Genomic DNA, 12394 nt, shown 5'->3' with positions numbered 1-12394 from the left:
GTTGCTCACGCAGCCGTTTGTCGGTATTTAATAGGGTTATTGGTCTTCCCGGTTGAGCAAAGTTATGATATCTTCCGTTTTCAGTTTCTGCTGCTCGCCGGTTTTCATATTTTTCAAAGTCAGCAAACCGGATTGCATCTCGTCCGAACCGATTAAAATAACAAATGGGATACTCTTGCGGTCCGCGTAATCGAGCTGCTTTTTCAGTTTCACCGAATCCGGATAAATCTCTGAATTAATGCCCGCTTTCCTGAATTTCGGCAGAATCGCAAGCCCATACGTAAATGCCTCTTCATCAAAATTGGAGATCATTACCTTGGTGCTCGTCTTCTGGCTTTCCGGAAAGAGGTTCAGCTCCTCCATTACGTCATAAATACGGTCTACGCCGAGCGAAATGCCCACGCCCGAAATACCCGGCACGCCAAAGGTCCCTGTCAGGTTATCATAGCGTCCACCGCCTGAAATGCTGCCGATCTGTACATTATTGGCCTTCACTTCGAAAATAGCGCCTGTATAATAGGAAAGCCCGCGCGCAAGCGTCACATCGAATTCGATCTTTGCGTTTTCCAATCCCAGGATCTTCACCATCGCCCACACTTCTTCCAGCTCCTGTATACCTTTCAACGCAACCTCCGACTCTGCCAGCCAGCTTTTCAATTCCGTAAATGGGTCGTCTCCGGCCGAAAGGCTGAAAATCGGTTCCAGCTTTCCGATACTATCAGAAGCGAAACCGCGTTCGAGGAGTTCCTCAACCACTTTCTCCTTCCCGATTTTATCCAATTTATCGATGGCCACACAAAGCGGCCCTTCCATCCCGTGTGCCCCAATCATGTCCGCGATGCCGGTCAGGATTTTGCGGTTGTTGATCTTGACAGTAAAGTCGGTAATGCCCAATGCAGGCAGGATATCATGCAAAAGCATCACGATTTCCGCTTCACAAAGCAGCGAATCGGTGCCTACTACATCCGCATCACATTGGTAAAACTCACGGTAACGGCCCTTCTGCGGGCGATCAGCGCGCCACACGGGCTGGATCTGGTAGCGTTTGAAAGGCATTGCGAGGGTACCGCGGTTCATCACCACGTAGCGCGCGAACGGCACGGTAAGGTCGTATCGCAGGCCTTTTTCTGAAATTTTGGTAGTCAGAGGCTTGTATCCCGCATTCCAGTCGCTGTCGGTGAGCTTGCCGCTGAAATCACCCGAATTGAGCAATTTGAAGAGCAGCTGATCGCCTTCCTCGCCATATTTACCCATCAGTACAGACAGGTTTTCAAAAGCGGGGGTTTCCAATGGGAGGAAACCGTATCGTTGGAAAGAGCGTCGGATAGTGTCGAAAATGAAAGTACGCTTTGCCATTTGCTCCGGACCAAAGTCACGGGTTCCGCGGGCAAGAGATGGTTTACTCATTATAATAATGCTATCGATTTCGGCCTTGAATGGCCTATGAAACCGTAAAGTTAGGGCAGGTTATGCAATATTTATGAGTATTGCGTGCATTATTTGCGTTAAAATGCTTAATTTTGCGGCTCTTTCACAAAACAACTTTTACAATGGGAGTTACGGAATTAAAACGTAAAGGTCGCAGAAACAAAGCAGTAGCAAACAACCGCACTGCAAAGATCAAAAACCTTCTACGCAAGCCAGAAGTGCGCAATGTTGACGTTGAGGCTATCAAAGCCCAATTTGAAGCAAATAAAAAATAATCCAGCCTCTTCGGAATGCTATCAACTAGTCCTGTCAATCTGTTTTGGTAGGGCTTTTTGCTTTTTTGGAGGATTTGTGTTTTCCCGAAGCAGCTTTCAGATTGACCTTTCGCAGCAGCTGACGCATGCTACGACGTGTTTCGCGACGGACATCGAGCAGGATGCGGAAGCGCAGGGCTTCACCGAACATGATCAGGCCTCCGTTAATTAATGCGAGGCTGTAAAGGCCCAAAACGACCCAAACCTGCGTAGGTTCCCCGATCCGCCGCTGATGCGCAGCTTCGCTGAGGACGGTAAGGCCAAAACTGAACAGCAACAGGCCCAATGGAGCGAGAATCATCCATTTCGTGCGTGTCGACATTCTTTTTATCAGTCGCTTACCAGGTGGTTTCGGGTCAATCGAGGGGATCATTAATCAGGCTATTCGATGTTATGATCCTAAAATTATTAATTTTTAGTTAATTGGTTTAATGAAATCCATCATTAGTTTAGTTCTGCGCTACATTCCGCGTCCCTACCTTCAACTCGTCGGACACTGGGCAGCGCGGTTACTCAGCATCTTCTATATCGGCAACAAAGTGGAATGCCCGGTTTGCAACAGTAAATACCGTAAGTTCCTCCCCTATGGCCGTAATACGTCGAGCCGCGAGAATGCACTGTGCCCCAGTTGCCTTTCGCTCGAACGCCACCGCCTGATGGCGCTGTATATGAAGCGTAAAACCAATTTCTATACCGCCAACCTTAAAGTCCTGCACGTCGCGCCCGAATACTGTTTTATCGACCGTTTCGAGCATATGAAAAACCTGGATTACATTACTGCCGACATCGAATCTCCCCTCGCGAAGGTGAAAATGGACATCCACCAGATCCCTTTTGAAGACAATACATTCGACGTTGCATTCTGTAACCACGTTATGGAGCACGTAGATGACTATATTCTCGCTATGAGCGAGCTGCACCGCGTGCTGAAACCAGGTGGATGGGCCCTGATCCAGTCCCCGCAGGACATGAAATATGAAGTAACCTACGAAGACCCGACGATCACCGACCCAAAAGAACGTGAGAAGCACTTCCTTCAAAATGACCACCTGCGCCTGTTCGGCCGCAACTACGGCCGCGAACTCGAAAAAGGCGGTTTCAAAGTGACAGAAGACCGGTTTGTAATGGATGAACTGACCAGGGAAGAAGTGCAGCGGTATTCACTACCTGGCGAGGAGATCGTGTATTTTTGCCGGAAGTAGATTTGAGTTTAGAGTGGAGAGTTCAGAGTTTAGAGTTTTTTAGTTTAGAGTAAATAGTAAAGAGTGGAGAGTTTGAAGTCCAAAGTCTTACTATCTAAAATAAAGTAAAGAGGCAGCTTCCCCGGAAACTGCCTCTTTACTTTTCACTATAAAGTTTAAACTCTAAACTCATAAACTTTAAACTCACAAACTCTAAACTCATAAACTCCTCTACGAAGGATACTCAATCGCTGCCCCCGTTTCGCGGTGCGCTTTATTTTCCCAGAGCCGCTTCCAGCCTTCCTGCACGAAACCGATCCCGTAGCCGAAAAGCTGTACAAATGCGGCGCCGATGCTTAGGAATGCCACTTCTACGCTTTTAGTTTTACGCAATGCGTCGATGAAAAGCAATGTCACGTAAGTGCCGAGGAACCACAATCCCAGGTAAAAGACCGGTTCGAAAATGAAATACCACAGCGGAATGCTGCAAACGCCCAGTGTGAACAGTAACGGGAATGTATGCACGAGTTTCAGCTCGTCGGGATAATAGCGGGCGATGTTAATGCGTGCCCGGCCAAAGAATTTAAGCTGCCTGAAAAACGCCCCGAATTGCGTGCGGCGTTTGTGGTAAATAAATGCCTCGGGAATCAAAGCAGATTTGAAACCGAGCCGAAGCGCCGCGATGCTAAACAGAATGTCCTCTCCCATCCGGCTCGTCAGAAACCCGCCCGTACGCTCCCACACCTTACGCGAAAGCCCCATATTGAAGCTCCTAGGATGGAATGTCCCGCCCATATTGTTCTTCTTACCACGAATGCCACCGGTTGTAAATACCGAAGTCATCGAATAACTGATCGCTTTCTGAATGGGGGTAAATGACGGATGGTCCGTATCCGGCCCGCCGTAGAGATCGACGTAATCCGTATTCAGACGGCTTTCTACGATTGAAAGATAGTTCGGCTCAATCAATGCATCCGAATCCAGCAATATGAAATAGTCGCCCGCAGCGCGCTCAAAACCATGATTGCGGGCAAAGCCCTGGCCGCCGTTTTCCTTGTAATGGTAATGAATGTCAAGCCTGTCCGCAAAGGACTTTACTACCTCGTCGGCTTTGATCTTCGAGCCATCTTCTACGATCACTACCTCGAAATTCTTACAAGTTTGCACGGCCAGGCAGCCAAGCAGCTCCTCCAACTCGTCGGGACGGTTGTAGACGGGGATGATGATCGAGTAGCGGCGGGAGTTCAATTTTGAATGATTGAATGAGTGACCGGGTCGCCGGTGCGATGATTGAATGATTGAAATTTATCCCGATCTGTCAGCCAGGAGCGGAGTCGAAGGGTAATGCCCGATGTTCAGGGATTTACCTGTTGAGCAGCGTCGTAAAAACCCTTCGACTTCGCTCAGGGTGACATTCGGGAAGACATATTATCGCGTTATCTCAACCAACGCCTCCTCATTTGCGGCAATAATCCGATCCAAATGCGCGTCGGTGAGCGCCGTCGACAGGAACATCGCTTCAAACTGACTTGGCCCCATGTAGATGCCGCGGTTGAGCATGGCGTGAAAGTACTTGCCAAATAATGGCAGATCCGAAGCTTTGGCCGACGGGAAATCGGTTACTGCGTCCGGCGTGAAAAACAGCGTATACATAGACCCGATCTGGTTTAAGGTGTATTTCAAACCCAACTTTTCCATCGAATTTCTGAAACCATCGGCAAGCTTGCTACCCGAAGTTTCCAGCTGCGTATAAACCTCCGGGTGCTCATTCAAATAGGTAAGCATCGCATAGCCCGCAGCCATAGCAATAGGGTTACCCGAAAGCGTACCGGCCTGATACACCGGTCCGGCTGGCGAAACGCAGTTCATGATTTCAGCCCTGCCTCCGTAGGCCCCAACGGGCATTCCTCCACCTATTATTTTTCCTAACGTTGTTAAATCCGGTGTAATTCCGAACCTTTCCTGCGCTCCGCCCTTCGAAAGGCGGAAACCGGTCATTACCTCGTCGAGGATCAGGACAATGCCCTCCGCATCGCAAATGCGGCGTAGACCTTGCAAAAAGCCTTCTTTCGGTAGCACGCACCCCATGTTACCAACAACTGGTTCGAGGATCAATGCGGCGATCTGCCCCTTGTTGGCATCCACCAGCTTTTGAACGGCTTCCAGATCGTTGTAAGGGGCAGTTAATGTATCGTTAGCGACGCCTTTCGTCACTCCGGGACTATCCGGCGTGCCGAATGTTACCGCGCCGCTACCCGCCGCGATGAGGAAGCTGTCCCCGTGACCATGATAGCAGCCTTCGAATTTGATGATCTTGTCCCGGCCCGTATACCCGCGCGCAACGCGTATGGCCGACATCGTTGCCTCGGTACCCGAATTCACCATCCTCACTTTCTCGATGGAGGGTACCATCGAAACGATCAGTTCCGCCATTTCCACTTCCTTGCGTGTAGGCGCGCCGAAAGAGAATGAATGCTGAATGGCGTCCGAAACCGCTTTCTGAATCAGTTCATGCCCGTGCCCGAGGATCATCGGCCCCCAGGAATTGATCAGTTCAATGTATTCGTTGTCGTCCTCGTCGTAAATGTAAGGCCCCTTGGCCGATTTGATAAACAGCGGAGATCCCCCTACCGCGCGAAATGCGCGCACAGGCGAATTGACTCCCCCGGGAATATAATTTTGTGCTTTCTCGAAAAGTTGCTGGCTCGTTGAAGTATTCATTCTGTTAAAAAAGGTTGGTATTATCTGTCCACCGGCACCCATTTGGAGCCGCTGTATTTCAGGACAGGCGTAATCTGGTTTTCATTTGTTTTGGTATAGTCAAAACCCGACAGCAGGAATTCCTCGCTGCCAAACTTCCGCGATTGCAGGCCGGAAGGTAGCTTGTCCTTGTATTTGGAAAGCATTCGTCCAAAGAAAAGCAACTGGTCATAGCCCTGGTAGGAATACACCGAAGGAAAGGTACTGGTTTTGTTATAATAATTCTTCTGGAACTGGCGGATGGTTTCTTTCTCCCGATCGACATGGTCTGCATCAATGAGCGACAGACGTGCGCCATACCGCGATAAGCGCGACTGCTGGCTATTGAAGCTCGTCGAAGTTGCCAAAACGGGCAGCGTATTTAATTTACGGCCATTCAGAACTTCGATCAGGTTCCCGCCCGATTCTCCATCAGACGAAAACAATGCGACATGTGCGGGTTTGTTGGTTTCGAAAGAAGAAACTTTGCTTTCCAGTGACTCGCGGTCCGGCTGAATTTTGGATATGCTTGTTACCTTCCCTCCTTTTGCCTTCCATTCCGCCGCATAGGACACGGCCATGGCTGAGTCTTTGGCTGTATTACCGTAGTAGATTACAGTGTTAAGACCCGGCGAAAGCGTACGCATCCACTGCGCTGCTTTCTGGGTCTGGAAGGTAATGGAAGGATGCCCGAGGTAAATGTTACCGGCTTTTAGCAAGCTGGCGTCGGTCGAAAGCGGGTTAAGCATGATCGCATTGCTTTTGGAAACAAAATCAACTGCCACATCGAACGTACCGGCATACAAGGGGCCGATGACCATATCCGACAGTTGGAAATTCTTGTTATCTGCAATTTCCTGCATGCTCCTGGCATCGTTGCTAACATCGTAAGCCCACAGGTTAACGGTGATACCTTCGGTTTGGAGCTGTTCTTTCGCGAGCGTCAAGCCCAGGTAATAATCGTAAGCAAACTGGTTGGAACGTCGTTTCGAAGTACTGAACTCATCCAGCCTGAATGGCAACAGTACCGCCACGTCCAGGTAGCCTTTCGTCCATTGCGTATCCGACTTTGGTGCACTGCGTTTAGGCGCTTCCTCTGCCTTTTCGCTTTTGCGAAATTTAAACTGCTTATCCAGTTGCTCCCCATACGCAAGATCGCCTTGCGCAGGCGTACGCGCAGATTGAATGGATTGGTACACCATGAGGGCAATGTCTCGGTCGGATGGATATTGCTTTTGCAGGTCTTTCAGTTTCACGAAATCGTTGATCGCCCCCAAATAGTGCTGTTTCAATGCCTGAACATCTTTGGTCAAAGACGATTCCTTAATCCTGGCAAGCTGGTCGAGGCCTTCCTTGATCTGCCCGTTTGCAAGGCTAACGGCCCCTAGCAGATAATACACATCGTTGATTTTATTCCAACCGGGATACCGGCTCTGCAATTGCAGCAGCATCGGCCTGGCGTCTTTATAGCGTTTCAGCTGGTAAGCGCTTAGTGCATAGTAGTAGTGCGCGTAAGGAGAATAGGCCGTTTGGGCATTCACGCTGGTCATGGGATAAAACTTATCCATTGCCACGGCGTATTTACCTTGTTTATAATCTGCCAGGGCCGACCGGTACCTGCTTTCCGCCTGGGCATTGCCCTGCCCGAAAGACGGCTGGTACAAGCCGATATGGACTGTCAAAATCAAAAAAAAGATAACTCTCATCAGGATGTCGGGGTCAAGATTGTGCTGATTTCCGGGCTACAAAAATCAGCCCAAAATGGAAAAAAACGGGCAATATCCCAACCGGAACATTGCCCTTTATTATTACGATCCAAGAAACCTTTTATTTCTTTTTAGTCTTTTTCTCTAATTCAGCCTGTTTCTTTTTCGCCTCTTCCGCAGCCTGCAAAGACTTTTCAAGGTATTTCTGGAATTTGTTCTGCTTCTTCTCGCCGGTAGCGTTCTTCTTGCGGTTTTCTTCCAGGATATTTTTGATTTTATCCTCATTTACAAAACGCTTGATCAGCAACTGCTGCGCGATCGTTACGACGTTGGAAACAAAGTAGTAGAACGTCAGACCCGCCGGGAACGAGTTCAATATGAACATAAACATCAGTGGCATTACGTAACCCAGTGCCTTCATATTCACCGGTCCGGGCTGTGTGGGCGTGTTCTGGTTGTTGTAATAGGCATACCCGATGCTGGAAGCCGTCATCAGGATCGTAAACAAGCTGATGTGGTTACCGATCCCGAAAGGCACATTGAACGGCAGCTTGAAGAACGAGTCGTAAGTGGAAAGATCGCTCGCCCACAGGAACGATTGCTGCCGCAGCTCGATCAGGTTCGGGAACAAAAAGAACAGTGAGAACAGGATCGGCATGGTTGCCAGCACAGGCACACAACCGCTGAGCGGACTTACACCCACCTGCTGGTAAAGTTTCATTTGCTCCTGCTGCTGCTTCGCGAGGTCGTCTTTGTTCTGCTCGCGGATCTGTTCGAGCTCAGGGCCGAGGATGCGCATTTTCGCCATGCTGATATACGATTTGTAAGTCAGCGGCGTGAGCAATGTTTTGACAAACAATACCAGAAGGATAATCAGCAAGCCATAGTTGCTTACAAATCCTTCGAGGAGGTTGAAAAGCGGGACGAGGACAAACTTGTTGATCGGTTTCAGGAATGCGTAACCGAGGTAAACGTTCTGGTCGAAATTCTCCGCTTTTACTTTATCGACAATATGGTATTCGTTGGGTCCGAGGTAAAACTGGAAGTTGGCCCCTTTCTGAACGGCGGCCGTAGGGATACCCGCGAAAATGTTCATGTTTTTCACAATCACCGAATCTTCCGGGTTCACGTTCGCACGCATGGTTACGTTCGTCAGCGGTTGTTTTTCCGCGATCAGACCGGCCAGGAAGTATTTGTGTTTGATCGTAAACCATTTAACAGGATCAGCCGTCTTCTCTTCTTCGTTCGAAGTAGGGCTGGTCGGCAGGCTTTTCAGCGCGTCCGTGTAGTAGTTAACGGTAACCACCTCACGGTTTTTCTTCATATCGTTTTCCAGTTGCAGCAGGTCGTTATCCCAATGGAACTCTACCGACTTGTTGGCCGGCAATGCGCCGCTGGCTTTGATACCGTAGTCGATCACGTAACCCGTGCCACGTACCACGTAGGTCTGCTCTACCGTCTGGTTGTTTTTAATCGTAGTACGGTAAGTGATTACCGCCGAGTCTCCTTCTGCCAGTGTGCGGTCCTGCGCGTCGGTGGTGAAAAACTGGTTTGTCAGCCTTACGTCGCCGGTTTGCGTCGGCAGGTCAATCTGGAACTTGTTGTGGTTTTCGGCAATCAGGTAAAGTGGTTTCTGATCGTAGGTTTTGTATTTCTTCAACATTACCTCTTTCATTACCCCACCCTTGTTGGTGAAAACCACGCGGGTGTCTTTCGTTTCGATTACCAGGTCTTTCTGGGGAACCGCAGTAGAATCAACTGATTGTGAGGAATTCTGGGTAGTATCCGAAGTGACAGACGCGGGCTTGGCAGCCTCCTTCTTCACCTCCGCTACCGGGGTAGGTTCCACAGGTTTCGGAACCAGTACCTGGTAGCCTATGAGCATCAGCATGATCAACACCAGGCCGATTACAAAATTTTTATCCATTATTTACTTTAAATTATTGAAATAAGATACCGCTTGTAAGGCGGCAAAGGTAACAAGTTTTTTCGCTTAACAGGCCTTAAAATGTGATCAATGGGAAACCGGGTTCAAGGTTTCTACCGATCTTTTTTGCAATGAATAAGACAATGCGGCAGCCACGAAATGCACGAAAATCGGGTGCGGGTTCATCACCGTGCTTTTCAGCTCAGGGTGGAACTGTACGCCGATGTAGAACGGGTGCGAAGGCAGCTCGACCATCTCAACCAGATTGTTATCCGGGTTGATACCGGTAGCGATCAGCCCTTTTTCATCAAATTCTTTCAAAAATTTATTGTTGAACTCGTAGCGGTGACGGTGACGCTCGCTGATGTTGGTCTTGCCGTAGATTTTGTGCGCCAACGTGTCCTTTTTGATGCGGCACGGATAAGCGCCCAGTCGCATCGTCCCTCCTTTGTTCGAAATATCTTTCTGATCTTTCATGAGGTGGATCACCGGATGGTCGGTACCGGCATCCATTTCAACCGAATGTGCATTCTCCCAGCCGATCACATTACGGGCATATTCGATCACAGCCATTTGCATACCGAGACAGATCCCGAAGAAAGGAATATTGTTTTCGCGCACATACTGGATCGCAGCGATCTTACCTTCGATCCCCCGCTCGCCAAAACCCGGAGCAACCAATACACCGTCGAGGTTTTCCAGTTTTTCAACCGCATTCTCGGCAGTTAGGCTTTCAGAATGGATCCATTCGATATTCACCTTGCATTCGTTGGCCGCTCCTGCATGGATAAACGACTCAATGATCGACTTGTAAGCATCGTGCAGCTCCACATATTTACCTACCAGACCTATGCGAACGGAATCGATCGGGTTTTTCAGCCTGGAAAGGAATGTCTTCCACGAATCGAGGTCAACGTCCTTGTCATTATAAATGTCGAGCATATATAACGCACGCTGATCGAGGCGCTCTTTAAGCATCAGCAAAGGCACGGCGTAAATCGTATCTGCGTCCATCGCCTCGATCACCGAGTTGACTTGTACGTTACAGAACAATGCGATCTTCTTGCGGATATCGTACGGCAGCGGGTGCTCCGTGCGGCATACGAGAATATCAGGCTGAATACCCGATTCCTGCAACATTCTTACCGAGTGCTGCGTCGGTTTGGTTTTCAGCTCGCCCGCCGAGTTCAGGTAAGGGATCAATGTAAGGTGGATCACCAGCGTATCCTGCTGGTCCATTTCGAATTTCACCTGACGAACCGCTTCCAGGAACGGCAGGGATTCGATATCCCCTACGCAACCACCGATTTCCGTAATCACAATATCGTAATCGCCGGACTGGCCCAGCAACAGCATATTTCTTTTAAGCTCGTCGGTAATGTGCGGAACAACCTGAACGGTTTTTCCGAGAAAATCGCCGCGACGCTCGGCGGTAATAACGTTGTGGTAGATACGCCCCGTGGTGACGTTGTTTGCTTGTGAAGTGCGAACGTTGAGGAAACGTTCGTAATGGCCCAGGTCGAGGTCGGTTTCGGCTCCATCGTCCGTTACATAGCATTCACCGTGCTCGTAGGGATTCATAGTACCCGGATCGATATTCAGATACGGATCGAATTTTTGGATCGTGACTGAGAGACCTCTCGCTTGTAGTAATTTAGCTAGTGATGAGGCAATGATTCCCTTGCCAAGTGAAGATGTAACACCGCCCGTAACGAAAATGTACTTAGCGGTCTTTCGTGCTTTGGAAGCCATAAGACTTTGCTGTTTTTCTATGATTACGGGATACAAAGATACAGGATTATTAGAAGAATCTAAGCGGGGCTTGCTTAAATATTTAGCTGGAAAACAGTAATGCCCTGGAAGTCTGACGGGTTATCAAATATAATTTTTTCTTGCCCCACGCGCCGGAATCGCCCTTTTTGATGTAAAGTACAGGGCTTACCAACTTCATAAAATGGGTAAATTTCCATTTAAAAAAAGTGCATAGAAAAATTAATATTTTCAATCATCGCCCTGACGTTGGCCAGCTGTTCGTCAATTGCTTTGCCCGACATATAAAATAAGGTTGCTAGCAGCCTTTCCAGAATTTAAATTTCTATTTTGCAGATATACCAAACTTTCATAACCTTATTAAAATGATCAGAAAACTACTAATCCTTCCGGCATTACTATTTTGCAGCGCCACGGCCTGGGCCCAGCCCGCTGCGGAATCGAAGAAGCCGCTTAACATTATCGTCTTCGGAGCACACCCCGACGACTGTGACCTCGGGGCCGGCGGTGTCGCCTCGATATATTCATCCATGGGGCACAAAGTGAAATTCGTTTCGCTCACTAACGGCGACAAAGGCCACCAGGATATTGGCGGCGGAGAATTGGCTAATCGCCGCTACAAAGAGGCACAGGAAGCTGCACGACGCTGGGGAATCCAATACGACATTCTCGACAACCACGACGGCGAACTCCTACCTACCCTCGAAAACCGGCTTGCCGTGATCCGCAAAATCCGCGAGTGGAATGCGGACGTGGTCATTGCGCCCCGTACGAACGATTATCACCCCGATCACAGAAATACCGGCGTAGTGGTGCAGGACGCTGCCTATCTGGTAATCGTGCCCAACATTCTCAGCAGCGTACCGCCGCTCACAAAAAACCCGGTTTTCCTTTATTTCCGCGACCGATTTCAGCGCCCGAACCCGTTCCGTCCGGATATCGCCATCGACATCACCGAAAATCTTGCTAAAAAAGTGGATGGACTGGATGCCCACGTTTCCCAATTTTATGAGTGGCTCCCTTGGACAAACGGTGAGCTTGCTAACGTTCCAAAAGACGTAGCGGAACGTAAAAAATGGCTCTTCGCCTCCATGGAAAAGCGCTCTTCGGTAACCCCTGAAATCAAGGTTTCCCTGGAAAAATGGTACGGCGCAGAGAAGGCCGAGAAGGTGAAATATGTAGAAGTTTTCGAAATCACCGAGTACGGAAAGCAGCCGAATGCCGAGGAGATCAAGCGGCTCTTTCCGATGCTGCCGAGGTGAATAATTGAATTTTGAATGATTGACCGGGTCGTCGGGCGATGATTGAATGACCGAATAGCTTAATGTA

10 protein-coding genes are annotated in these 12394 nt (G+C 49.1%); 3 read left to right on the top strand and 7 right to left on the bottom strand.

The features are described 5' to 3' along the window. Positions 1-36 precede the first annotated feature (36 nt). Positions 37-1407 (bottom strand): histidine--tRNA ligase, encoded by a 1371-nt coding sequence (gene hisS / locus AAHB90_RS16240; protein WP_342086262.1) that lies wholly within the window; start codon positions 1405-1407, stop codon positions 37-39. A gap of 143 nt (positions 1408-1550) precedes the next feature. On the opposite strand from hisS, the gene AAHB90_RS16235 reads away from it, so the two are divergent. Further along, the gene (locus tag AAHB90_RS16235) at positions 1551-1703 is read left to right on the top strand and encodes a hypothetical protein (RefSeq protein WP_015810647.1); all 153 of its coding nucleotides are present in this window, start codon (positions 1551-1553) and stop codon (positions 1701-1703) included. A 34-nt stretch (positions 1704-1737) separates the two neighbouring features. On the opposite strand, the gene AAHB90_RS16230 is transcribed toward AAHB90_RS16235, so the two are convergent. Further along, positions 1738-2064 (bottom strand): hypothetical protein, encoded by a 327-nt coding sequence (locus AAHB90_RS16230; RefSeq protein WP_229221552.1) that lies wholly within the window; start codon positions 2062-2064, stop codon positions 1738-1740. 109 nt (positions 2065-2173) lie between these two features. On the opposite strand from AAHB90_RS16230, the gene AAHB90_RS16225 reads away from it, so the two are divergent. After that, a complete protein-coding gene (locus AAHB90_RS16225; protein ID WP_342086261.1) occupies positions 2174-2944 on the top strand; it encodes a class I SAM-dependent methyltransferase in 771 nt (256 codons plus the stop codon). Positions 2945-3154: 210 nt separating this feature from the next. Here the strand turns inward: AAHB90_RS16225 and AAHB90_RS16220 are convergent, their stop codons facing one another. The 5 genes from AAHB90_RS16220 to AAHB90_RS16200 form a co-directional block, all read right to left on the bottom strand. Next, entirely contained in the window at positions 3155-4171 is a 1017-nt protein-coding gene (locus tag AAHB90_RS16220) for a glycosyltransferase (protein WP_342086260.1), read from the bottom strand. Positions 4172-4351: 180 nt separating this feature from the next. Next, a complete protein-coding gene (hemL, locus tag AAHB90_RS16215; RefSeq protein ID WP_342086259.1) occupies positions 4352-5644 on the bottom strand; it encodes a glutamate-1-semialdehyde 2,1-aminomutase in 1293 nt (430 codons plus the stop codon). Positions 5645-5664: 20 nt separating this feature from the next. Further along, positions 5665-7368 carry an ABC transporter substrate-binding protein gene (locus AAHB90_RS16210; protein ID WP_342086258.1) on the bottom strand — a complete coding sequence of 568 codons (1704 nt, stop codon included), beginning with the start codon at positions 7366-7368 and terminating at the stop codon, positions 5665-5667. A 121-nt stretch (positions 7369-7489) separates the two neighbouring features. Further along, positions 7490-9295, bottom strand: coding sequence for a membrane protein insertase YidC (gene yidC, locus AAHB90_RS16205; RefSeq protein WP_342086257.1), 1806 nt, complete (start codon positions 9293-9295; stop codon positions 7490-7492). Positions 9296-9382: 87 nt separating this feature from the next. Continuing rightward, positions 9383-11047, bottom strand: coding sequence for a CTP synthase (locus AAHB90_RS16200; protein ID WP_342086256.1), 1665 nt, complete (start codon positions 11045-11047; stop codon positions 9383-9385). A 383-nt stretch (positions 11048-11430) separates the two neighbouring features. On the opposite strand from AAHB90_RS16200, the gene AAHB90_RS16195 reads away from it, so the two are divergent. Next, complete coding sequence (locus tag AAHB90_RS16195) at positions 11431-12327, top strand: PIG-L deacetylase family protein (RefSeq protein WP_342086255.1); 897 nt, start codon at positions 11431-11433, stop codon at positions 12325-12327. Positions 12328-12394 lie beyond the last annotated feature (67 nt).

Source organism: Dyadobacter sp. OTU695 (assembly GCF_038440355.1).
Lineage (GTDB): Bacteria > Bacteroidota > Bacteroidia > Cytophagales > Spirosomataceae > Dyadobacter.
Note: the sequence above shows the minus strand (reverse complement) of the source record. Positions and strands in the feature narration are given on the sequence as shown.